Annotated in this window: 22 protein-coding genes; 10 read left to right on the top strand and 12 right to left on the bottom strand. The window is 71.2% G+C overall.

What is annotated here, in order from left to right:
* Positions 1-23 precede the first annotated feature (23 nt).
* The gene (locus EPO13_00195) at positions 24-671 is read right to left on the bottom strand and encodes an alpha/beta hydrolase (GenBank protein TAK71293.1); all 648 of its coding nucleotides are present in this window, start codon (positions 669-671) and stop codon (positions 24-26) included.
* 26 nt (positions 672-697) lie between these two features.
* Here EPO13_00195 and EPO13_00190 point away from each other — a divergent pair, with 26 nt between their 5' ends.
* The 7 genes from EPO13_00190 (at position 698) to EPO13_00160 (ending at position 7,308) form a co-directional block, all read left to right on the top strand.
* A complete protein-coding gene (locus EPO13_00190) occupies positions 698-1,546 on the top strand; it encodes a bifunctional methylenetetrahydrofolate dehydrogenase/methenyltetrahydrofolate cyclohydrolase (protein ID TAK71292.1) in 849 nt (282 codons plus the stop codon).
* Between the two features lie 104 nt (positions 1,547-1,650).
* On the top strand, positions 1,651-1,869 hold the full coding sequence (locus tag EPO13_00185) for a DUF3017 domain-containing protein (protein TAK71343.1): 219 nt from the start codon (positions 1,651-1,653) through the stop codon (positions 1,867-1,869).
* 206 nt (positions 1,870-2,075) lie between these two features.
* A complete protein-coding gene (locus EPO13_00180; GenBank protein ID TAK71291.1) occupies positions 2,076-3,065 on the top strand; it encodes a malate dehydrogenase in 990 nt (329 codons plus the stop codon).
* 38 nt (positions 3,066-3,103) lie between these two features.
* Positions 3,104-4,318, top strand: coding sequence for an NADP-dependent isocitrate dehydrogenase (locus EPO13_00175; protein TAK71290.1), 1,215 nt, complete (start codon positions 3,104-3,106; stop codon positions 4,316-4,318).
* 92 nt (positions 4,319-4,410) lie between these two features.
* Positions 4,411-5,694, top strand: a complete 1,284-nt coding sequence (locus EPO13_00170; GenBank protein TAK71289.1) for an HlyC/CorC family transporter — start codon at positions 4,411-4,413, stop codon at positions 5,692-5,694.
* A 40-nt stretch (positions 5,695-5,734) separates the two neighbouring features.
* Positions 5,735-6,760, top strand: coding sequence for a tryptophan--tRNA ligase (trpS, locus tag EPO13_00165; GenBank protein TAK71288.1), 1,026 nt, complete (start codon positions 5,735-5,737; stop codon positions 6,758-6,760).
* Between the two features lie 5 nt (positions 6,761-6,765).
* The gene (locus EPO13_00160) at positions 6,766-7,308 is read left to right on the top strand and encodes a 2'-5' RNA ligase family protein (protein ID TAK71342.1); all 543 of its coding nucleotides are present in this window, start codon (positions 6,766-6,768) and stop codon (positions 7,306-7,308) included.
* Here EPO13_00160 and EPO13_00155 read toward each other — a convergent pair.
* The 8 genes from EPO13_00155 to EPO13_00120 form a co-directional block, all read right to left on the bottom strand.
* Positions 7,305-8,588, bottom strand: a complete 1,284-nt coding sequence (locus tag EPO13_00155) for a D-alanyl-D-alanine carboxypeptidase (GenBank protein TAK71287.1) — start codon at positions 8,586-8,588, stop codon at positions 7,305-7,307. The two genes, EPO13_00160 and EPO13_00155, sit on opposite strands and share 4 nt — an antisense overlap.
* A gap of 40 nt (positions 8,589-8,628) precedes the next feature.
* Positions 8,629-9,387, bottom strand: a complete 759-nt coding sequence (locus tag EPO13_00150) for a succinate dehydrogenase iron-sulfur subunit (GenBank protein ID TAK71286.1) — start codon at positions 9,385-9,387, stop codon at positions 8,629-8,631.
* Entirely contained in the window at positions 9,387-11,129 is a 1,743-nt protein-coding gene (locus EPO13_00145) for a succinate dehydrogenase flavoprotein subunit (GenBank protein TAK71285.1), read from the bottom strand. The genes EPO13_00150 and EPO13_00145 overlap by 1 nt, the downstream gene beginning before the upstream one ends.
* A gap of 7 nt (positions 11,130-11,136) precedes the next feature.
* On the bottom strand, positions 11,137-11,550 hold the full coding sequence (locus EPO13_00140) for a succinate dehydrogenase (GenBank protein TAK71284.1): 414 nt from the start codon (positions 11,548-11,550) through the stop codon (positions 11,137-11,139).
* On the bottom strand, positions 11,547-11,942 hold the full coding sequence (sdhC, locus tag EPO13_00135; protein ID TAK71283.1) for a succinate dehydrogenase, cytochrome b556 subunit: 396 nt from the start codon (positions 11,940-11,942) through the stop codon (positions 11,547-11,549). The genes EPO13_00140 and sdhC overlap by 4 nt, the downstream gene beginning before the upstream one ends.
* 222 nt (positions 11,943-12,164) lie before the next feature.
* The gene (gene meaB, locus EPO13_00130; GenBank protein ID TAK71282.1) at positions 12,165-13,148 is read right to left on the bottom strand and encodes a methylmalonyl Co-A mutase-associated GTPase MeaB; all 984 of its coding nucleotides are present in this window, start codon (positions 13,146-13,148) and stop codon (positions 12,165-12,167) included.
* Positions 13,149-13,158: 10 nt separating this feature from the next.
* On the bottom strand, positions 13,159-15,372 hold the full coding sequence (locus EPO13_00125; protein TAK71281.1) for a methylmalonyl-CoA mutase: 2,214 nt from the start codon (positions 15,370-15,372) through the stop codon (positions 13,159-13,161).
* The gene (locus EPO13_00120; protein ID TAK71280.1) at positions 15,369-17,294 is read right to left on the bottom strand and encodes a methylmalonyl-CoA mutase; all 1,926 of its coding nucleotides are present in this window, start codon (positions 17,292-17,294) and stop codon (positions 15,369-15,371) included. The genes EPO13_00125 and EPO13_00120 overlap by 4 nt, the downstream gene beginning before the upstream one ends.
* A gap of 7 nt (positions 17,295-17,301) precedes the next feature.
* On the opposite strand from EPO13_00120, the gene EPO13_00115 reads away from it, so the two are divergent.
* Together EPO13_00115 and EPO13_00110 are read left to right on the top strand one after the other, a co-directional pair.
* Positions 17,302-18,453, top strand: coding sequence for an adenosine deaminase (locus tag EPO13_00115; GenBank protein ID TAK71341.1), 1,152 nt, complete (start codon positions 17,302-17,304; stop codon positions 18,451-18,453).
* 87 nt (positions 18,454-18,540) lie between these two features.
* Entirely contained in the window at positions 18,541-19,113 is a 573-nt protein-coding gene (locus EPO13_00110) for a CAP domain-containing protein (GenBank protein ID TAK71279.1), read from the top strand.
* A 47-nt stretch (positions 19,114-19,160) separates the two neighbouring features.
* Here the strand turns inward: EPO13_00110 and EPO13_00105 are convergent, their stop codons facing one another.
* From EPO13_00105 to EPO13_00095, 3 genes are read right to left on the bottom strand one after another with little or no spacing between them, the layout of a single operon-like run.
* On the bottom strand, positions 19,161-19,976 hold the full coding sequence (locus EPO13_00105; protein TAK71278.1) for an N-acetyltransferase: 816 nt from the start codon (positions 19,974-19,976) through the stop codon (positions 19,161-19,163).
* Entirely contained in the window at positions 19,973-20,803 is an 831-nt protein-coding gene (locus EPO13_00100; protein ID TAK71277.1) for a purine-nucleoside phosphorylase, read from the bottom strand. Before EPO13_00100 ends, EPO13_00105 begins: the two co-directional genes overlap by 4 nt.
* A gap of 26 nt (positions 20,804-20,829) precedes the next feature.
* Positions 20,830-21,282 (bottom strand): gamma-glutamylcyclotransferase, encoded by a 453-nt coding sequence (locus EPO13_00095; protein ID TAK71276.1) that lies wholly within the window; start codon positions 21,280-21,282, stop codon positions 20,830-20,832.
* On the opposite strand from EPO13_00095, the gene EPO13_00090 reads away from it, so the two are divergent.
* Complete coding sequence (locus EPO13_00090; protein ID TAK71275.1) at positions 21,281-22,744, top strand: NAD(P)H-quinone dehydrogenase; 1,464 nt, start codon at positions 21,281-21,283, stop codon at positions 22,742-22,744. The genes EPO13_00095 and EPO13_00090 overlap by 2 nt on opposite strands.
* Positions 22,745-22,761: the final 17 nt, after the last annotated feature.

Raw genomic sequence — 22,761 nt, 5'->3', positions numbered from 1 at the left:
GGAGGCGCTGCCCCGCACTCACCTCAGGTGCCGACGAGCAGCGCACCGATGGCCGTAGCGAGGACCGCCGGGGCGTCCCACTGCACGAAATGGGAACAGCCGGCGAGGATCTCGGTCCGGATCCCGAGCGCCGCGGTCAGCGCCGCCGACGCCTCGTGACGCGCCGGCGGCGAGAACTCTCCCACGGTCAGGACCGCCGGATCCGGAAGCGCTGCAACGGCTTCCGGCTCGAAGCGGCGAAACATCCGCAGGTCGCGGCCGACAGCGGCCGGGTCGGTCGGTGCCATGTCGGGTGTCCACGACGGGCCGTAGAGCGCCCGGCCGAACCCGGCGACGCCGTCGGCGGCGTACCCGGCCGCCACGTGGTCCAGCAGTCCCGGGGCCAGCGATCCTGCGGCCGGCTCGTGCAGCAGGGTTGCCTGCATCTGCACGCCCTGCTGCAACAGCGCCAGTCCGAGCGTCGCACCACCGCCGACCCCGACCACGATCGAGTCGCGGGCGGTGCCGGCGAGCGCCGCCACCTCCTGATCGAGGTCGCCGCTGGCCGGTCGCGACGGAGTTTCGACGTCCACGTCGTAGGGCTGCAGCAGCGGCACCAGCCGTGCCCAGATCGCCGGCGTCGTGGCGGCGCCGTGGACGAGGACCACCCGCGGTCGGGGCACGGACGGCACCGTAGCGGCGTGCCAGACTGCGCGCCGTGACGGCGACGATTCTCGACGGCAAAGCCACCGCGGCAGCGTGCAAGGCCGACCTCGCCGCCCGTGTTGCGGCGTTGGTCGCGCGTGGCGTGCGACCCGGGCTGGGCACCGTGCTCGTCGGCGACGACCCGGGCAGCCAGATCTACGTCGCCGGCAAGCACCGCGACTGCGCCGAGGTCGGCATCGCGTCGATCCGGGTCGACCTGCCCGCCACGGCGACCCAGGCCGACGTCGAGGCCGCCATCACCGGGCTCAACGCCGATCCCGCGTGCACCGGCTACATCGTGCAGCTGCCGCTGCCGGCGGCCCTGAACCCGCATCGGGCGCTGGAACTCATCGATCCGGGCAAGGACGCCGACGGATTACATCCGGTGAACCTGGGCCGGCTCGTGCTGGGCATCGACGCGCCGCTGCCCTGTACGCCGCGGGGCATCGTCGCCTTGCTCCGGGCGTACGACGTTCCCCTCGACGGTGCCGAGGTCGTCGTGATCGGCCGCGGGGTCACCGTCGGCCGCTCCCTCGGCCTGTTGCTGACCCGACGCAGCGAGAACGCCACGGTCACCTTGTGCCACACCGGGACTCGTGACCTGGCCGGCCACCTGGCGCGCGCCGACATCATCGTGGCCGCGGCCGGCGTCCCGCACCTGGTGACCGCCGACCTGGTCAAGCCCGGCGCCGCGGTGCTCGACGTGGGCGTGACCCGCACCGACGAGGGCCTGCGCGGCGACGTCGACCCGGCGGTCGCCGCGGTCGCCGGTTTCGTCGCACCCAATCCCGGCGGGGTCGGCCCGATGACCCGCGCGATGTTGCTCACCAACGTCGTCGAGGCCGCTGAGCGGCAGGGCTAGCCGTGCCGGACGGCCCGGTCGACAACGTCCGGCCGCTGCACCCCAAGCGACGTGGGCTGCCTGCCCTGCTGCGGCAGTGGCCGATCACCGTCGTCCTGCTCGTCATGGTCACCGCGCTGGGCATCTTGACCCTCGACCACTTCCGGCGCGGCGCCCTGCTGCTGTCCGCCAGCGTCTGGCTGGCGTTCTTCCTGCGGCTGTTGCTGCCCAGCCGGGACGCCGGGCTGCTGGCGGTCCGCTCGCGTCACGTTGACCTCGCGGTGCTGGGTGTGCTGGCCGGATTGCTGACCGTGCTGACCTTCGCCGTACCGCCGCCCAACTGAACGATCCGGCGGCGCTGGCGACCTGGCCCCGCCGCGGGGAGTCCGGCCGGGCTCCACTACGCTCGCCTCGGGCGATATCTCGACGTCGAGAGGTTCCTCGTCGGGTCGCCGCCCGCCCGGGCACGCCGCCCGCGCCCCCGCACCCGGCAACGAACCCACCGCGTGCGCTTCGGTCCACCGACCGCGCTGCGTGAAGGAGAAGCCCCATGGTCCAGCCCCCGGTCACCGTCACCGTCACCGGCGCCGCCGGCCAGATCGGCTACGCCCTGCTGTTCCGTATCGCCTCGGGCGCCATGCTCGGACCGGACACGCCAGTCCGGTTGCGCCTGCTGGAGATTCCCGCCGCGGTCAAGGCGGCCGAAGGCACGGCCATGGAACTCGACGACTGCGCGTTCCCGCTGCTGGCCGGCATCGACATCACCGACGACGCCAAGACCGCGTTCGACGGAGTCAACGTCGCGCTGTTGGTCGGCGCCCGGCCGCGGACGGCGGGGATGGAACGCGGCGACCTGCTGTCGGCCAACGGCGGGATCTTCAAGCCGCAGGGCGAGGCGATCAACGCCGGTGCCGCCGCCGACGTCAGAGTGCTCGTCGTCGGCAACCCCGCCAACACCAACGCCCTCATCGCCGCGTCGCACGCGCCCGACGTGCCCCGGCAGCGCTTCACCGCGATGACCCGGCTCGACCACAACCGGGCTCTGGCGCAGTTGTCGAAGAAGACCGGCGCACCGCTGACGGACATCCAGCGGATGACCATCTGGGGCAACCACTCCGCGACGCAGTACCCCGACCTCTTCCACGCCACCGTCGGTGGCCGCAACGCCGCCGAGGTCGTCGGCGACCAGACGTGGCTGGAGTCGGAGTTCATCCCGACCGTGGCCAAGCGGGGCGCGGCGATCATCGACGCGCGCGGGGCGTCTTCGGCGGCGTCGGCGGCCAACGCCGCCATCGACCACGTCCACGACTGGGTGCTGGGCACTCCGGCCGGTGACTGGACGTCGGCGGCGGTGGCCTCGGACGGGTCGTACGGCGTACCGGAGGGCCTCATCGCCAGCTTCCCGGTGACGTCGTCCGGCGGGGACTGGGAGATCGTCCCAGACCTGGCGATCGACGACTTCTCGCGCGCTCGTATCGACGCCTCGGTCGCCGAGCTCGCCGAGGAGCGCGAGGCCGTGGCCGCCCTCGGCCTCATCTGACCGTTCCGTCCGACAGTCCGGCACTCGAAAGGATCAGCGTGAGCAAGATCAAGGTCGCCAACCCGGTCGTCGAACTCGACGGCGACGAGATGACCCGCATCATCTGGCAGTTCATCAAGGACAAGCTGATCCTGCCGTACCTCGATGTCGACCTTCGCTACTACGACCTGTCGATCGAGAACCGGGACGCGACCGACGACCAGGTCACGATCGACTCCGCTCATGCGATCCAGCAGTACGGCGTCGGCGTCAAGTGCGCCACCATCACGCCGGACGAGGCGCGGGTCGAGGAGTTCGGGCTGAAGAAGATGTGGAAGTCCCCCAACGGGACCATCCGCAACATTCTCGGCGGTGTGATCTTCCGCGAGCCCATCGTCATGAGCAACGTCCCCCGGCTGGTCCCGGGTTGGACCAAGCCCATCATCATCGGCCGTCACGCGTTCGGCGACCAGTACCGCGCCACGGACCTGGTCGTCCCCGGCGAGGGCACGCTGACGCTGACCTTCGCGCCCAAAGACGGCGGAGAGCCGGTCGAGCTCAACGTCTTCGACTTCCCCGGCGGCGGCGTCGCGATGGCGATGTACAACCTCGACGAGTCGATCCGGGACTTCGCCCGGGCCTCGATGCGCTACGGCCTCGACCGCGGCCTGCCGGTGTACCTGTCGACGAAGAACACCATCCTCAAGGCCTACGACGGCCGGTTCAAGGACCTGTTCGCCGAGGTGTTCGAGACCGAGTTCAAGTCGGACTTCGCCGCGGCCGGTATCACCTACGAGCACCGCCTCATCGACGACATGGTCGCCGCGGCGCTGAAGTGGGAAGGCGGCTACGTCTGGGCCTGCAAGAACTACGACGGCGACGTGCAATCCGACACCGTGGCACAGGGTTTCGGTTCGCTCGGCCTCATGACGTCGGTGCTGATGACACCGGACGGCAAGACGGTGGAGGCGGAGGCCGCGCACGGCACCGTCACCCGTCACTACCGGCAGCACCAGCAGGGCAAGCCCACCTCGACCAACCCGATTGCCTCGATCTTCGCGTGGACGCAGGGTCTGGCGTACCGCGGCAAGATGGACGGCACGCCGGAGGTCACGGCGTTCGCCGAGACCCTCGAGCGGGTCTGCGTGCAGACCGTGGAGTCCGGCGAGATGACCAAGGACCTGGCCCTGCTCATCAGCCCCGACGCACCCTGGCTGACCACCGAGGCGTTCCTCGACGCGATCGACGCCAATCTGCAGAAGGCGATGGCCTGAGCAGTCCGCTGGAGCGGTCCTGCGGACATGCGGCCCACTACCCTGGGCCGCATGTCCGACGGCTGCCATAGACCCGGCGGGGACCTTCTGCGGTGAACGAGGTCCTCGTCAGCGCGTTGCTGGTCCTGTTGTTCGTGTTGGTGGGCGGGTTCTTCGCCGCCGCTGAGATCGCCCTGGTCTCGCTGCGCGAGGCCCAGGTCGCCCGACTGGCCGAGACCCGCGGTGCCCGTGGCCGACGGGTCGGGCGGCTGGTCTCCGAACCCAACCGGTTCCTGGCCGCCGTCCAGGTCGGCGTCACGCTGGCGGGCTTCGTCTCTGCCGGTTTCGGTGCCGCGCAGATCGCTCCGGCGCTGACCCCGGCCCTGGTCGGGATCGGGCTGAGTGAGGGCCTGGCCAGCACGGTGGCGTTCATCGCCGTCACGCTGGTCATCGCCTACGTGTCGCTGGTCTTGGGCGAGCTGGTGCCCAAGCGCCTTGCGCTGCAACGGGCCGAGACGGTTGCGCTGTTCGTGGTGGGGCCCGTCGACTGGCTCGCGCGTATCTCCCGGCCGTTCATCCTGCTGCTGTCGGTGTCCACCAACGTGGTCGTCCGGCTGTTCGGCGGCGATCCGTCGGCAGCCAAGGAGTCGATCTCCGGTGAGGAGTTGCGCGGCATGGTCGCCGCGCACGAGGACCTGTCGGCCGAGGAACGTGAACTCATCGACGACGTGTTCGCCGCCGGCGACCGCGAACTGCGCGAGGTCATGCTGCCCCGCACCGAGGTGGAGTTCCTCGACGCCGCCACGCCGGTGTTCGCCGTTGCCCGCACGGTGTCCGGGCAACCCCACTCGCGCTATCCGGTCTACCGCGACTCCGCCGATGACATCGTCGGGTTCGTCCACATCCGCGACGTGCTGTCGCCGGGCGTGGTCGACCGGTCGATCCGCGTCGGCGAACTCGCCCGCGACGTCCTCATGCTGCCGGGCAGCAAGCGGGTGATCCCTGCCCTCACCGAGATGCGCCGGGCCGGGCAGCATCTGGCGATCGTCGTCGACGAGTACGGCGGCACCGCCGGCATCGTCACGCTGGAGGACCTCGTCGAGGAACTCGTTGGCGACATCCGGGACGAGTACGACGTGGCCGACGACCACCATTCCCGCCGCACCCTCGGGGGGGTTATCGAGGTCGACGGGCTGCTCAACCTCGACGACTTCGCCGACGAGACCGGTGTGGTGCTGCCGGAAGGGCCGTACGAGACCGTCGCGGGCTTCGCGATGGCCAGCCTGGGCCACCTGCCGGCCGAGGGCGACGTCGTCGACCACGACGGCTACCGGCTCACGATCACCGAACTGGACGGGCGTCGGGTGGCGCGGGTCCGGGTCGCGCCGCTGCCGTAGCCCGCCCGGCTACGCGGAGTTCGGCAGCCGGGGCGGCACAATGGCGGCCATGCCGGAACCGACCACACGCCCCCGGGTCCTCTCGGGCATCCAGCCCACCGCGGACAGCTTCCAGCTGGGCAACTACCTCGGGGCGTTGCGGCAGTGGGTCGCCCTGCAGGACGACCACGACGCGTTCTACTTCGTCGGCGACCTGCACGCGATCACCGTGCCGCAGGACCCGCAGCTGCTGCGCCGCCGCACGCTGGCGTCGTACGCGCAGTTGCTGGCCATGGGCATCGACCCGCAACGGGCCACGGTCTTCGTGCAGAGCCACGTGCCCGAGCACACCGGCCTGAGCTGGGTGTTGCAGTGCCTCACCGGCTTCGGCGAGGCCAGCCGGATGACCCAGTTCAAGGACAAGGCCGCCCGGCAGGGCGGCGACCGCGCCACCGTGGGCCTGTTCGGCTACCCCATCCTGCAAGCCGCGGACATCCTCGCCTACCAGGCCGAGGCCGTGCCGATCGGCGAGGACCAGCGCCAGCACCTGGAGCTGACTCGCGATCTGGCGCAACGATTCAACGCGACGTACGGCAGCACCTTCACGGTGCCCGAGGCGTACATCGTCAAGGACACCGCCAAGATCCTGGACCTGCAGGACCCGACGGCGAAGATGAGCAAGTCGTCGCCGGCGGGCAACCTGGTCCTGCTGGATCCGTTGAAGCAGATCGAGAAGCGCATCAAGAGCGCGGTCACCGACAGCGAGACGCGGATCCGGTTCGACCCCGTCGGCAAGCCCGGCGTATCCAACCTGCTGACCATCCTCTCGGCGCTGACCGGCAGTTCCGTGGAGGCACTGGTCGACGGCTACGACGGCCGGCTGTACGGCGCCCTCAAGCAGGACGTGGCCGACGCGGTGCTGGCCTTCGTCGAGCCGTACCAGGCGCGGACCGCGCAGCTGCTGGCCGATCCGGCCGAACTGACCCGGCTACTGGCGTTGGGTGCGGCGAAGGCGCGTGCGGTCGCGGCACCGACCCTGGCCGCCGTCCACGACCGGGTCGGCTTCGTGCCTGCTGCCGCGTCATGACGCCCGTGCCGCGCTGCACGCTGGGCGTCGCCATCGCCGTCCCGGAGCCGTACGCCGGCGAGCTGGAGGCGTGGCGCGAACGGTTCGGCGACCGGCTGGCGCATTCGATCCCGGCACACATCACGCTGCTGCCGCCGCTGACGGCGATCCCCGCGAGGGTGCCGGCGATCGAGGCGCACCTGGCCGCGGTCGCTGCCGCAGCGGCGCCGTTCGACATCCAGCTGGCCGGCACCGCGACGTTCCGGCCGGTGTCGCCGGTCGTCTTCGTCCGGCTGGTCGAGGGCGCCGAGGGCTGCGAGAAGCTCGAGTCGGCGGTACGCGACGGGCCGCTGCGCCGCACGCTGGAGTTCCCGTACCACCCGCACGTCACCGTGGCGCACGACGTCGGTGAGGCGACGCTGGACGACGCGGAAGTCGCGCTGCGTGGCTACGCGGCACGGTTCACCGTCGAGGGCTTCAGCCTCTACGAGCACGGGTCGGACGGGGTCTGGCGGCCGCGGCGCGGTTTCGTGTTCGGCTTGCCCGCCAACGCGTTGCCGGCCTGCTAACGCGGACCGGGGTTGCGGCGGCGGCGCAGCAGGACGCGGGCACGCAGTCCGACGGCCAGGGTGCCGACCACGGCGACGGTCACCAGCAGCCAGCTCAGCCCGGTGCGCCAGGGCTCCGAACCGGCTGGGCTGGCCACGACCCCGGCAGCCGCTACCGGCGCTGTGCCGCCGCTGTCGTGACCGGCATCGGCCGTCGGGCCCGGCGTGGGTCCGGCGGGCAGTGGGTCGACCAGGACGCCGACCGGATCCACCTGGTCGGCGTGGGCGAAGGCCCAGTCGAACAACGACTCCGCGGCGAGGTGGCTGGCCGAACCGATGACCATGAGGGCGGCGACGTACGTCCGTCCACCACGGCTGACAGCGCCCACGAAGGTCCGGTGCGCCAGCGTCGTCCACCCGGTCTTGATCCCGATGGCGCCCTTGTAGCCGCTCAGCAGCAGGCGGTTCTGGGTGTAGATCTTGAAGGTACGGCGAGGCTTGCCCGGTCGGGCCGGCTTGCCCGGGAAGTCCGCGGACACCTTCTTGGCGTGGTCGGCGAACGCCGGTAGTGCCAGGCCGGCGCGTGCGATCAACGCGAGGTCGTACGCCGAGGTGTACTGCCCGTCGGCGTCCAGCCCGCTCGGGTTGACTGCGTGGGTGTCACGCGCCTGTAGCCGCGCGGCCTCGGCGTTCATCGCCGTGACCGTCGGGCCGACGCCGCCGTACGCGTTGGCCAGCGCCGACGCCGCATCGTTCCCACTGGGCAGCAGCAGGCCGTTCCACAGGTCGGCCACGGTGTACGTCGCGCCGCTGACGATGCCGACGTGGCTGCCCTCGGCGTGGGTATCGGTGTCGCGGGCGGTGTAGACCATGGCCGGATCGAGTCGCGGCAGCAGCGTGAGGGCAGTCAGCGTCTTCAGCGTGCTGGCGGGGCGGAGCTGGTCGTGGGCGTTCTTCGCCGCGAGGACCTGGCCGGTGGTCGCGTCCGCCAGCACCCAGGCCCGCGCCGCGACCGGCGGCAGCGGCGCGGCGCCGGGCCGGTAGTGCACGACGAGGCCCCGGCTTCCCAGCGCGGCTCCGCCGACGGTCTCGCTGGGGGCGGTGCTCCCGGGCACGACGGGACCCGGATCGGTCGTGGGGACGGCCGTCCCGCTGATGGAGGCACTGTTGAGGACGGTGCCCTTGACGACGGTGCCGCTGGCGGCGGTGCTGGGGAGGGCGTCGGCCGGTGACGCCAGGCCGGTGGCAGCCAGCAGCAGTACGACCGCGGCAAGGCGGGGCGACAGGCGGCGGGCAGGCATCGCCGGCCAGGGTAACCCGCGGCCGGTCAGCCGCCGCCGGTCACACGCGGCGGAACAGCAGCGCCCGCTTGACTTCCTGGATCGCCTTGGTGACCTCAATCCCGCGGGGGCACGCCTCGGTGCAGTTGAAGGTCGTACGGCAGCGCCACACGCCCTCCTTCGCGTTGAGGATCTCCAGCCGGGTCTCCGCGCCGGTGTCACGAGAATCGAAGATGAACCGGTGGGCGTTGACGATGGCCGCCGGGCCGAAGTACTGGCCGTCGGTCCAGAACACCGGGCAGGACGTCGTACAGGCCGCGCACAGGATGCACTTGGTGGTGTCGTCGAAGACGGCGCGGTCCTCGGCTGATTGCAGCCGTTCGCGGGTCGGCGCGTTGCCCTCGGTGATGAGGAACGGCATGACGTCACGGAAGGCCGCGAAGAACGGCTCCATGTCGACGACGAGGTCCTTCTCCAGCGGCAGACCCTTGATCGCCTCGACGTGCACCGGCTTGGTGATGTCGAGGTCCTTCATGAGGGTCTTGCACGCCAACCGGTTACGGCCGTTGATCCGCATCGCGTCGGACCCGCAGATGCCGTGCGCGCAGGAGCGGCGGTACGTCAGCGTCCCGTCGACCTCCCACTTGATCTTGTTCAGCGCGTCGAGCACGCGGTCGGTGGGAAAGCACGGGACGACGTAGTCCTCCCAGTGCGGCTCAAGGTCGGTCTCCGGGTTGTACCGCCGGATCCGGACCGTCACGTCGCTGGTGACCGGTGCCGCCGTCGCCGGCGGCTGGTGTTCGAGAACGGGCGCGCTCATCAGTACTTTCGCTCCATCGGCTGGTAGCGGGTGACGGTCACCGGCTTGTAGTCCAGCCGAATGCTGGTGCGGCCGTCGGCGGTCTCTTCCCGGTAGGCCATGGTGTGGCGCATGAAGTTGACGTCGTCGCGTGCCTGGTAGTCCTCGCGGGCGTGGCCGCCGCGAGACTCCTTGCGCTCCAACGCTCCGGTGATCAGGACCTCGGCGAGGTCGAGCAGGAAGCCGAGCTCGACCGCCTCGAGCAGGTCGGTGTTGTAGCGCTGGCCCTTGTCCATGATCGAGACGTTGCGGTAGCGCTCCCGCAGGCCCTGCACGTCCGACAGCGCCTGCTTGAGGGTCGCCTCGGTGCGGTAGACCTGCGCGTTGAGGTCCATCGTCTCCTGCATGGCCTTGCGCAGCACCGCGACCCGCTCGCCACCGGTCGAACTGAGCAGGCCGTCGACCAGGGTCTCGACTGCCGCGGCCGGGTCGGCGGGAAGCTCGACCAGCGGCGCGGTGGCCGCGAACTCCGCCGCGGCGATGCCCGCCCGGCGGCCGAAGACGTTGATGTCCAGCAAGGAGTTGGTGCCCAACCGGTTTGAGCCGTGGACCGACACGCAGGCGCATTCGCCGGCGGCGTACAGCCCGGGCACGATGTCGGTGTTGTTCTGCAGTACCTCGGCCTGCACGTTGGTCGGGATGCCGCCCATGGCGTAGTGCGCCGTCGGGAAGACCGGGACCAGCTCGGTGATCGGATCGACGCCGAGGTAGGTACGCGAGAACTCCGTGATGTCCGGGAGTTTGGACTCGATCTGCTCGGCCGGCAGATGGGTGAGGTCGAGGTAGACGTAGTCGCGGTGCGGCCCGGCGCCACGGCCCTCGCGAACCTCCTGGACCATGGCGCGGGCGACCATGTCGCGTGGTGCGAGGTCCTTGATCGTCGGCGCGTACCGCTCCATGAACCGTTCGCCGGAGGCGTTGCGCAGGATGCCGCCTTCGCCGCGTGCGCCCTCGGTCAGCAGGACGCCGAGGCCGGCCAGCCCGGTCGGATGGAACTGGTAGAACTCCATGTCCTCCAACGGCAGGCCCTTGCGCCACACGATGCCCATGCCGTCACCGGTGAGGGTGTGCGCGTTGGACGTGGTCTTGAAGACCTTGCCGAATCCACCGCTGGCAAAGATGACTGCCTTGGACCGGAAGACGTGGATCTCACCGGTGGCGAGCTCGTAGGCCACGACGCCTGCGGTCCGACCGTCGTTGAGCAGCAGGTCCAGCACGTAGAACTCGTTGAAGAACTCGATGCCCTGCTTGACGCAGTTCTGGTACAGCGTCTGCAGGATCATGTGGCCGGTGCGGTCGGCCGCGTAGCACGCGCGACGTACGGCCGCTTCGCCATGGTTGCGGGTGTGCCCGCCGAACCGGCGCTGATCGATCCGTCCCTCAGGCGTGCGGTTGAACGGTAACCCCATCTTCTCGAGGTCGAGGACCGCGTCGATGGCCTCCTTGCACATGATCTCCGCGGCGTCCTGGTCGACCAGGTAGTCGCCGCCCTTGATCGTGTCGAAGGTGTGCCACTCCCAGTTGTCCTCTTCGACGTTGGCCAGCGCGGCACACATGCCGCCCTGCGCCGCGCCAGTGTGCGACCGCGTCGGGTACAGCTTGGTGAGCACGGCGGTGCGGACCCGCTTGCCGGACTCGAGCGCCGCCCGCATGCCGGCGCCGCCGGCGCCCACGATGACGACGTCGTACTTGTGCTCCTGCATGTCTGCCTCAGCCGATCGACGGGTCGAAGGTGAAGATGACGAGAGTCCCGAGGATGATCGTGAAGGCGGCGGCGACGTAGAGCAGCATCTTCAGCCAGAACCGGGTCGCGTCACGCTCGGCGTAGTCGTTGACGACCACCCGAAGACCATTGGTGCCGTGCAACATCGCCAGCCAGAGCATGAGCAGGTCCCACACCTGCCAGAACGGCGACGCCCAGCGGCCGGCGACGAACGCGAAGTTGATCCGCTGCACCCCGCCGTCGAGGACGTTCATGATCAGCAGATGTCCCAGGACCAGGAACACCAGCACGAGGCCGGACACCCGCATGAACAACCAGGAGTAGAGCTCGAAATTGCTGCGCTGGCGGTTGCGCGCCGGGGTGCGGGGGGCACCGAGCTGGCCGGACTCCTGGACACTCACGACGCGCTCCCGAAGACCGCCATCACGGTGTGCTTCAGCATGAAGTAGATGCCGGGAATCATGACCACCAACCAGATCACCGTGATCACCCGCAGCATCAGCTTCTGATAGCGCGGGCCCTTCGCCCAGAAGTCGACGGCGATGATCCGAAGGCCGTTGAGCGCGTGGAAGAGCACCGCGCCGACCAGACCGACTTCCAGGAGATTGACGATCGGCGTCTTGTACGTCGCGATGACTTCGTCGTACGTGTCAGGCGAAACGCGGACCAGTGCCGTGTCGAGGACGTGGACCAGCAGGAAGAGGAAGACCGCGACCCCGGTGATGCGATGGGCGACCCAGGACCACATGCCCTCGTGCCCGCGGTAGAGGGTCCCGGCTCGGGCCGTCGCCACAGGTAAGCCTCCGAGTAGAGCGCTTTCGTTGTCGCACGCCGCGCCGCGGCTGGACAACCGGCCGGGACGCTGGCCCGATCCGACCGAATGCTACCGACGGTGCGAGAGCTGCGGCGCGGCGGGCGGGTGTGATGCTGCAGATACGCCGTACGGCCGCAGCGGTCAGCGGCGTCGCGCTGGGGGACCTGCTCGGGCGCCACGCCGGTGCGCGTCTTGCGACGGCTACTGCCAGAACGTCGCGAGGACCTGCTGGGCGGCCAGTGTCGCGGTGATCGTGCCGTTGCGTACGTCGGCCTCCAGTCCCGGCGCGGTTGCGCGGACGGCCGGATGCTCGTGCAGCGTGCGGCGCAGCTGGTCGTCCACCATCGCCCACATCCAGCTGACCTGTTGGCGGCGGCGGCGTTCGTCGAACTCGCCGGCCTCGGACATGCGGCGGCGGTGCTCGCCGATCTGGGCCCACACCTCCGGCAGGCCGTCGCCGCTCAGGCCGCTGCACGTCAGCACCGGCGGATGCCACAGCGGGTGAGCGGGCTGCAGCAGGCGCAGCACGTCGGCCAGTTCGCGGGCGGCTCGTTTGGCGTCGCGCAGATGATCGCCGTCGGCCTTGTTCACGGCCAGCACGTCGGCGATCTCCAGGACGCCCTTCTTCATGCCCTGCAACGAATCCCCGGTACGGGCGAGCATGAGGACGAAGAAGCAGTCGACCATCCCGGCGACCGCCGTCTCGGACTGCCCGACCCCGACGGTCTCGACCAGGACCACGTCGTACCCGGCCGCCTCGACCACGACGATGGACTCCCGGGTGGCGCGGGCGACGCCGCCGAGCGTTCCGGAACTCGGCGAGGGCCGGATGAAGGCCGCCGGATCCGTCGACAGCCGGGTCATCCGCGTCTTGTCGCCCAGGATGCTGCCGCCGGACAGCGTCGAGGACGGATCGACGGCGAGCACGGCCACCCGGTGACCGGTAGCCGTCAGCTGGCTGCCCAGCGCATCGATGAACGTCGACTTCCCCGCGCCCGGGACACCGGTGATGCCGACCCGGTGTGCCCGACCGGAATGCGGCAGCAACTCGACCAGGAGCTGCTGCGCGGCCTGCTGGTGGTCCGGCAGTTGCGACTCCACCAGCGTGATGGCCCGCGACACCGACACCCGGTCGCTGGCCAGCACGCCGACGGTCAGCGCGTCGACATCGACAGGTGAGGCCATTCGGTGCGGCTCAGCCGCTGTGCTGGGCGCGCGATTCGAGCTGGTCCAGCAGCTCCAACGCCGACTCGGTGATCACGCTGCCGGGCGGGAAGACCCCGGCGGCACCCATCTGCTTGAGCACGTCCACGTCCTGCGGCGGGATGACGCCGCCGACGATGATGACGATGTCCGGCCGGCCCAACGCGGCGAGTTCGTCGCGCAGCTGCGGCACCAAGGTCAGGTGGCCGGCTGCCAGCGAGCTCACCCCGACGACGTGGACGTCGTTGTCGATGGCCTGTCGGGCCACTTCGGCCGGGGTCTGGAACAGCGGGCCGACGTCGACGTCGAAGCCCAGGTCGGCGAACGCCGTGGAGATCACCTTCTGGCCGCGGTCGTGACCGTCCTGTCCCATCTTGGCCACCAGGATTCGCGGCCGGCGGCCCTCCGCGGCCGCGAACGCCTCGACACGGGCGCGGACCTGCCGGACGCCGGCGGTCTCGCCCACCTCGCGCTCGTACACGCCGGTGATCGTATGGATGGCCGCGGTGTGCCGCTGGAACACCACTTCCATCGCATCGGACATCTCCCCGACGCTGGCGCCCGCGCGGGCCGCGGCGACGGCGAGGGCGAGCAGGTTCTGCTCCAGCCCGGGCCCCCGGGTGCCGGCCTGGGCCGCAGCCGCGGCGGCGGTCAGTGCGGCCAGCGCCGCCTGCGTCGCTTCGGTGTCCCGTTCGGCCCGCAGCCGGCGGAGCTTCTCCACCTGCTGGGTGCGGACCGCGGTGTTGTCCACCTTGAGTACGTCGATCGTCTCCGGGGTGGTCAACCGGTACTTGTTGACCCCGATGACCGGCTGCCGGCCCGAGTCGATCCGCGCCTGGGTCCGCGCCGCGGCCTCCTCGATGCGCATCTTGGGCAGGCCGGCGTCGATCGCGCGCGTCATGCCGCCGGCTTCCTCGATCTCCCGGATGTGTGCCCAGGCCTTGGCCGCGAGGTCGTAGGTCAGCCGCTCGACGTAGAAACTGCCACCCCACGGGTCGATGACCCGGGTGGTCCCGGACTCCTGCTGCAAGAACAGCTGGGTGTTGCGTGCGATCCGTGCGCTGAAGTCGGTGGGCAGCGCCAGCGCCTCGTCCAAGGCGTTGGTGTGCAACGACTGGGTGTGACCCTGGGTCGCCGCCATCGCTTCCATGCAGGTACGCACGACGTTGTTGAACACGTCCTGGGCGGTCAGCGACCAGCCCGAGGTCTGCGAATGCGTCCGCAACGACAACGACTTGGTGCTCTGCGGCGAGAACTCCTTGACCAGTTTCGCCCACAACAGCCGAGCCGCCCGCAGTTTGGCGACCTCCATGAACAGGTTCATGCCGATCGCCCAGAAGAACGACAACCGCGGCGCGAAGTGGTCGACGTCCATGCCGGCGGCGACACCGGCCCGGATGTACTCGACACCATCGGCCAGCGTGTAGGCCAGTTCCAGGTCGGCGGTGGCCCCGGCCTCCTGCATGTGATAGCCGGAGATCGAGATCGAGTTGAACTTCGGCATCCGGGCCGCGGTGAACGCGAAGATGTCGGAGATGATCCGCATCGACGGGCCGGGCGGGTAGATGTAGGTGTTACGGACCATGAACTCTTTGAGGATGTCGTTCTGGATGGTGCCGGCGAGTTTCTCCGGCGGCACACCCTGTTCCTCACCGGCCACGATGAACAGCGCGAGGATCGGCAGGACCGCGCCGTTCATCGTCATCGACACCGACATCTGGTCCAGCGGAATCCCGTCGAACAGTTGCCGCATGTCCAGGATGGAGTCGATCGCCACGCCCGCCATGCCGACGTCGCCGGCCACCCGAGGGTGGTCGGAGTCGTAGCCGCGGTGGGTGGCCAGATCGAAGGCGACCGACAGCCCCTTCTGCCCGGCAGCGAGGTTGCGGCGGTAGAAGGCGTTGGAGTCCGCCGCGGTGCTGAAGCCGGCGTACTGCCGGATCGTCCACGGCTGATTGACGTACATGGTCGGGTAGGGCCCACGCAAGAACGGCGGCAGTCCCGGATAGGTGTGCAGGAAGTCGAGCCCGGCGAGGTCGGCCGCTGTGTACAGCGGCTTGACCAGAATGTCCTCCGGGGTAAGCCAGCCGAGTTCGTCGGCGTCCTTGCCGGACTCCGCGGCAGCGGCTGCCCGCCAGGCGGCGGTGTCGTCCGACCCGCCGGTCGCGCCGAGTTCGACGTCACCGAACTCCGGGATGGTGCTCATCGGTGTGCTCCCCAACTGTCCAGGGCTCGTGCCAGTACGTCGAGGGCATCGCAGCCGGCGTAGACGAACTCGTCGACGCCGGCCTCGCGCAAGGCATCGGCGTCCGCCGGTCGGCCGGCCAGGTAGACCCGGCCGACGCCGGCGGCCTTCAGCTCGCGCGCGACCGTGGCTGCCGCCTCGGCGTACCCGGCGTCGGACGAACAGAGGCAGACCAGCGCAGGCGGGCCGTCGGCGAGCGCTTGGGCGACCACCGCCGCGGCGTCCCCGCCGGTCCCCGCGTCGGCGTGGATCCCGCCGGCTTCGAACAGGTTCTTGGCGAAGGTCGCCCGTGCGGTGAAGGCCGACACCGGGCCGAGGTTGGCCAGGAAGATCGCCGGCCGGGCGCCGCGCTGGGCGGTGGCGTCCGCCGCGTCGCGCAGCGCCTCGAAGCCGTCGGCCAGCCGGACCTGCGGCAGGCCACCGCGGACCGTCGCGGCGACCGGTTCCCGCGGCAGCAGCGTCTCGCCGATGTCGGGGAACTCGCTGACCCCGGTCAGCGGGATGCGCCGCCGGGCGACGTCGGCGGTCCGAGCTGCCCAGGTGGCCGCAAGCCGGTCGGCGACCAGCCCGGAGCGCAGCGCGGCAACGATTCCGCCGTGCCGCTCGATCTCGGTGAAGAACTGCCAGGCACGCTCGGCGAGCGCGTCGGTCAGCGACTCGACGTACGGCGAACCGCCGGCGGGGTCGACGACCCGGCCCACGCCGGACTCGTCCAGCAGCAGCGCCGAGGTGTTGCGGGCGATCCGCCGGCCGAGCGCGTCGGGCCGCCCCAGCGCGCTGTCGAACGGGGCCACGGTCACCGCCGCGGCGCCGCCCACGCCGGCCGCGAAACACGCGACGGTGGTGCGCAACAGGTTCACCCAGGGGTCGCGACGGCTGAGCATGACCGACGACGTCACCGCGTGCTGGCGGGCCGCACCGGCCGCCGCCGTCGCGCCACTGACGTCGGCCACCCGAGCCCACAACCGGCGGTGGGCGCGCAGTTTGGCGATGCCGAGGAACTGGTCGGCGCTGGTGGCGAGTCGGAACTCCACCTGGCCGAAGGCCTCGTCGACGCTCAACCCGGCGTCCGTCAGTGCCCGCAGATACGCAACTCCGGTGGCCACCGCAGCTGCCAGTTCCTCCGCGTCGCTGCCGCCGGCCTCGTGATACGGCAACCCGTCGGCGACGATCGCGCGTACCCCGCCGCCGTCGGCGACCGCCTGCACGGCCAGCGCCGCGGCGGCCGGCAGCAGCCGGTCCAGATCGGCATCGCCGGTCCGGGCCAGTACGCCGATCGGGTCGGCGCCGTACGACCCGGTGACCACGTCGGGGGTCACGCCGCGGCGTTCCCAGTGCTCCCGCAGTGCTGCGGCGGCCGCGGGGAAGTCCTCGCCGGCATCCAGCACGACGCCGGCGAGGTCCAGCAGGACCCCGTCCAACAGCCGGGGCAGGTCGGCGAGCCGGCTGCCGTCGGGACCGAGCCGCAACCAGAGGGACGTGACCCCCCCGGCGAGGTCGGCGAGGATCTCCTCGTTGACCACCGCCGGGTCCGGCCCGCCGTGACGTGCCCGGACGTCCCAGCCGTCCACGACGGCGCCCGTCGCGGTCGCTCCGCGGACGAACGGCGAAAGCCCCGGCAGCCCGGAGTCGGCGTCAGGCGAATCGTCGTCACCACGCGTGTACAGCGGAGCGATCTCGATGCCGTCCGCGGTGGTCGTGACCAGGGTGCGGCGAAACGCCGTGGCCAGGGCGTCGGGATCGTCGGCCAGCCCGGGCTTGCCCCGGCTGAGGACGCCGGTCACCAGCGCTCGCCACTGCTCGTCGGTGGCGGCGGGAAACTCACCGGCCAGGGGAAGGGTCTCGGCGGCGACCGCGTCGGTCCCGGGTGCGGCTCCGGTCATGCCCGGCATGCTAGAGCCGCCGCCGCGCATACGGCCCATCGCGTACCGTCGTCTAGGTGGCGACGGAGCCGCGGTGCTGACCGCCGACGCTGTCCGGCCGCTGCCGAAGGTCGTTCTCCACGATCATCTGGACGGCGGGCTACGACCGCAGACCGTCCTGGAGCTGGCGCGGGCGGTGGGCTACCGGGAGTTGCCGACCGAGGACCCGGACGAGCTCGGCCGCTGGTTCCTCGGCGCTGCACATTCCGGGTCGCTGGAGCGGTATCTGGAGACCTTCGCCCACACCGTCGCGGTGATGCAGACCCGTGCTGGGCTTGCCCGGGTGGCCGCCGAATGCGCGCTGGACCTGGCGCGCGACGGTGTGGTGTACGCCGAGATCCGGTTCGCCCCGGAGTTGCACGTGGCGTCCGGGCTGGAACTCGGCGACGTGGTCGAGGCCGTGCTGGCCGGGGCGGCCGAGGGTGCCGCTGACGCCGCGGCCGAAGGGCACCCCATCCGCACCGGGATCCTGCTGACCGCGATGCGGACCGCCGCGCGGTCCACCCAGATCGCCGAACTGGCCGTGCGATACCGGGACGACGGCGTGGCCGGTTTCGACATCGCCGGCGCGGAGCGGGGCTTCCCGCCCAGCCAGCACCTCGCGGCGTTCGACGTCATGCACCGCGCCTGCGGCCACGTGACGATCCACGCGGGCGAAGGCTTCGGGCTGCCGTCGATCTGGGAGGCGGTCACCTTCTGCGGTGCCGACCGGCTCGGTCACGGCGTACGGATCGTCGACGACATCACGACCGGCGACCTCACGACCGGCGTACCGGTGCTGGGGCGGCTCGCGGCGTACGTCCGCGATCGGCGGATCCCGTTGGAGCTGTGTCCGACCTCGAACGTGCAGACGGGCGTGGTGCGCAGCATCGCCGAGCATCCGCTCGGGCTGTTGACCGACCTGGGTTTCCGGGTGACGGTGAACACCGACAACCGCCTGATGTCGGGGACGTCGATGACGGCCGAGCTGGTCGCAGTCGCCGAGGCCTTCGGCTACGGCGTCGACCGGCTCCGATGGTTCACCGTCAACGCTATGAAGAGCGCGTTCCTGCCGTTCGACGAGCGACTGGAACTGATCGACCGGGTCATCAAGCCCGGGTACGCCACAAACTCGGTGTGACGATCGCGACACCGGAATCGGCGTATTTTCGTCCGTTGAGGGGGCAGGGGGCTGACACCGCGCCGCCGGCCGTCCATCATCCTCCAGATGCAGCGCCGACGTCCCCTCACCGCCGCCCTGCTCCCGGTCGTCGCCCTGGCCGCCCTGCTGGGCGCGGGCCTGCTCGGACCGGCCGCCACGACCGGCGCGGTGGACGCCACGCAGCGCACCGATCGGTCGGCGGTGCCGGTTCCGGACCTGCCCGGCGTCCCGGTGGCGACGGTGACCGCCCCGATCGCGGCACCCAAGCGGGACAAGCGATTGGTGCGCCTCATCAACGCCGCGCGTCGTGACCGTGGCCTGCGCCCGGTGCGGGTGGTGGCCGCGCTGACCCACGCCGCCGCACTGCGGTCGATGGTCAACGCCACCACGACCGCCCTGGTGCACGATCCGGCCCTCGGTGCCACCGCTTCGAAGGCCGGCTGCCGCTGGACGCGGGTGGGGGAGAACATCGCGGTGCAGCCGGCGACGGCGGGCGCCAAGGCCATCTTCAACGCGTACCGGCGCTCCGCGCCGCACTGGGCGATCATCCTGGACCGGGGATTCCGCCAGGTCGGGTCCGCGACGCTGGTCGCCGGCGCCCAGGCCTGGAACACGGTGAAGTTCGCCAACGGCTGCTGACGACCTGGTGGCGTGAGCAGCAGGTCTGCGGGCCGTCCACCGGCCGGTCACCCCGCGACGGCGGTGAAGGCGTGCACCGGGCCGAGGCGGACGAAGCCCCGGCGGAGGTACCAGGCGGCAGGCCAGTCGTCCGCCAGGGCCAGCAGGAGGACGTCGCGGTACCCCGCGTCCTGCGCCCGCTGCAGCGCGGCGGTCAGCAACGCGTCGCCCAGGCCCCGGCCCCGCCAGTGGCGATCGACGGCGACCGCGTCGAGTTCGGCGACCCCGTTGCGGCCGAGCAGGTCCGCGGCGGCCACGACGTCCCCGTCGGGCCCGCGGACCCCGACGCTGGTCATCGTGCCCGACCGCAGCGCCCGCAGCCGCCCGGCGACGAGTTCGTCGATCTCGTCCTCGGCTATGCCGACCGCGTACTCCGTGCGCCACAGCTGCGCGGCGAACTCGGCGACCGCCGGCTCGGCGAGCAGCTCGGTGGTCCAACCGGCCGCGGGGTGCAGCTCGTTGGCGCGGCGCAGGTCGTACGGCGACCCGGCGGCCAGCAGTGACTGCTCGTCGTGGGCGTAGCGCAGCGCGGCGAACTCGGCGACGACCGGCGGCTCGACCGGGCCCAACACGTGGATCTCGCGATGGCCCACACCGGCCGCGCCCAGCAGCCGCGCGGCGTGCCGGTGCAGGTCCGCGGCGCTCGCCCCGGGCCCGCCGGCGGGCCCGGTCCAGACCAGCCGGTTGCGCTCGTGGGAGCGCCTGACGGTCGGGTCGGACACCACGAAGCCGGCCGGGCCGACGTCGACCACGGTCCCCGCACGCAGCCGAGCTGACGTGGCCAGGTGGTCGACGGCCCAGGCGTACCGGTCGCCCACGATCACCGGTGGCCGGTCGGTACGGCGAGGACCAGCCGGGCGAGCAGCTCGCCGGCCCGGCCGGCGGCTGCCGCCCCCGCCGCGAGGACCTCGGCGTGATCCACCGGGCCGCCGGTCAGTCCTGCGGCGAGGTTGCTGACCAGCGACAGCCCGAGGACGGTGGCCCCGCCCTCGCGGGCCGCTATCGCCTCCAGCGCCGTGGACATGCCGACCAGGTGGCCGCCGATCGCGCGGACCATCGCGATCTCCGCGGGGGTCTCGTACTGCGGGCCGCGGAAGGCGACGTACACCCCGTCGGCCAGGGTCGGGTCCAGCTGCTGGCAGAGCCGGCGCAGCTGCGCCGAGTACAGATCGGTGAGGTCGAGGAACGCGGGGCCCCGCAGCGGTGACGCGCCGGTCAGGTTGATGTGATCGCGGATGAGCGCCAGCGTTCCCGGCGGCCACGACGGGTCCAGGCTGCCCGCGCTGTTGGTCAGGATCACGGTGCCGCACCCGGCGGCCACCGCCGTGCGCACCGGGTGGACGACGGACTCGACGCCGTGGCCCTCGTACAGGTGGGTACGGCCGACGAAGACCAGCACGCGGCGGTCGGCGGCCCGCACGCTGCGCACCGTGCCCGGGTGTCCGCCGACCGCGGGACGGGCGAAGCCGGGCAGCTGGTCGACGGGGAGTTCGGCGGTCAGCTCTCCGATGGGGTCTGCCGCTGCGCCCCAACCGGAACCGAGGACCACCGCGATGTCGTGGGTGGCCTGCCCCGTCGCCGCCGCGACTGCGGCGGCAGCCGCTCGTGCGGCACCGGGCGGATCGCGGACCGGATCGGGCGACGGCGTCACGGCGCCCGACGGTAGTACCGGTCCGGTCAGGCGCCGCCGGAATGGCACGGCCGCGACTGCACCCAGGCGACGTAGTCCGCCGGCGCGCCACCGGCTTCGGCCGCTTCGGCGATGACACCCAGGTAGTGCGCCGACGGCAGGCCGCCCTCGTACGCATCCAGGACGTACAGCCAGGCGAGGACTTCGCCGTCCTGAGTGGACACCCGCACCCGGATCTTGGTCCAACGGACCATCTCCAGGCCTTCCCAGTCGTCCAGGGACTGCTCGTCTGCTTCGGTCACGTCGTACAACGCGACGAACACCCGGTCCGCGGAGTCCTCGACGACGGTGGCGAGCGCACCGTCCCAGCCGAGGTCCTCACCGCCGAAGGTCAGCCGCCAGCCGTCGAGCCAGCCGGTCCCGCGGACCGGTGAGTGCGGGGCGCGCACGGCCATCGTGTGAGGGGACAGATTCGTCCCGTACGCCGCGTAGAGCGCCATGAGCCGCAGCGTAGGGGTCCTTGCCCCGGGCGCCGCTGCGGCCCGCGACAATGTCGGCGTGACCTCGGTGGTGATCGTCGGCGGCGGCCCCGGCGGGTACGAGGCCGCGATCGTCGCCGCCGCGCTCGGCGGCGACGTGGTGCTCGTCGACTCCGACGGCGTGGGCGGTTCGGCCGTGCTGACCGACTGCGTGCCGAGCAAGACGTTGATCGCCACCGCCGAGGTGATGACGCTGGCCGCCGAGAGCGGCGAACTGGGCGTCCGGCTCGGCGGCGCGCCCGCCACCCCAGGTCTGGTCGGGGTCGACCTGGGCGTCGTCAACGCGCGGGTCAAGGCGTTGGCCGCGCGGCAGAGCGACGACATCCGGGCCCGGCTGGTCGACGAAGGCGTCCGGGTCGTGGCCGGTCATGGCCGGCTCGACGGTCCGTCGCGGGTGGTGGTCACCGGGGACGACGGCGAGCAGACCTTCGCCGCGGACATGGTGTTGCTGGCCACCGGCGCCCGGCCACGTATCGTCCCCGGCGCCGAGCCTGACGGGGAACGCATCCTGACGTGGGAGCAGGTGTACGACCTGCCGGCACTGCCGGAGCGGCTGATCGTCGTGGGCTCCGGAGTCACCGGCGCGGAGTTCGCGTCGGCGTACAACGCCCTGGGTTCCGACGTCGTCCTGGTGTCCTCACGGGACCTCGTCCTGCCCGGCGAGGATCCCGACGCCGCGACCGTCATCGAGGACGTGTTCGCCCGCCGCGGTATGACGGTGCTCAGCCGGTCCCGGGCGCGTGCGGTCCGCCGGATCGGGGACGGGGTCGAGGTCGACCTCGCCGACGGCCGGGTCGTGGCCGGCTCGCACTGCCTGATGGCCGTCGGCTCCATCCCCAACACCGAGGACCTGCAGCTGGCCGGCGCCGGCGTCGCCACCGACGACCGCGGGTTCATCACCGTGGACCGGGTGTCCCGGACTACCGCGCGCGGCGTCTACGGCGCCGGCGACTGTACCGGCGTCCTCATGCTGGCCTCGGTCGCGGCGATGCAGGGCCGGATCGCGGTGTGGCACATGATGGGTGACGCGGTGAACCCGCTGGAACTGAAGACGGTGTCGTCCAACGTGTTCACCGATCCGGAGATCGCCACCGTCGGTGCCGGCGAGGCGGAGGTGGCCAGTGGCCGGCTGGATGCGGTGTCCTGCCTGATGTCGTTGTCGACCAATCCGCGCGCGAAGATGCTCGGGTTCCGCGACGGGTTCGTCAAGCTGTTCTGCCGCAGGGGATCCGGGACGATCCTGGGAGCAGTGATCGTCGCTCCGCGGGCCAGCGAACTGATCTATCCGCTGGCCATCGCCGTCGAAGAACGCCTCAACGTGGACCAGTTCGCCCACTCGTTCAGCGTGTATCCGAGTCTCACCGGGACGATCGGCGAGGCCGCTCGGCGGTTGCACCGCGAAGGGGTGCTTCGCCGCGGATGATCCTGCGCCCTCGCCGG

The organism is Actinomycetota bacterium, from assembly GCA_004297305.1.
Lineage (GTDB): Bacteria > Actinomycetota > Actinomycetes > S36-B12 > FW305-bin1 > FW305-bin1.
The sequence above is the reverse complement of the archived record's forward strand: the minus strand, read 5'-3'. Positions and strand labels throughout refer to the sequence as shown.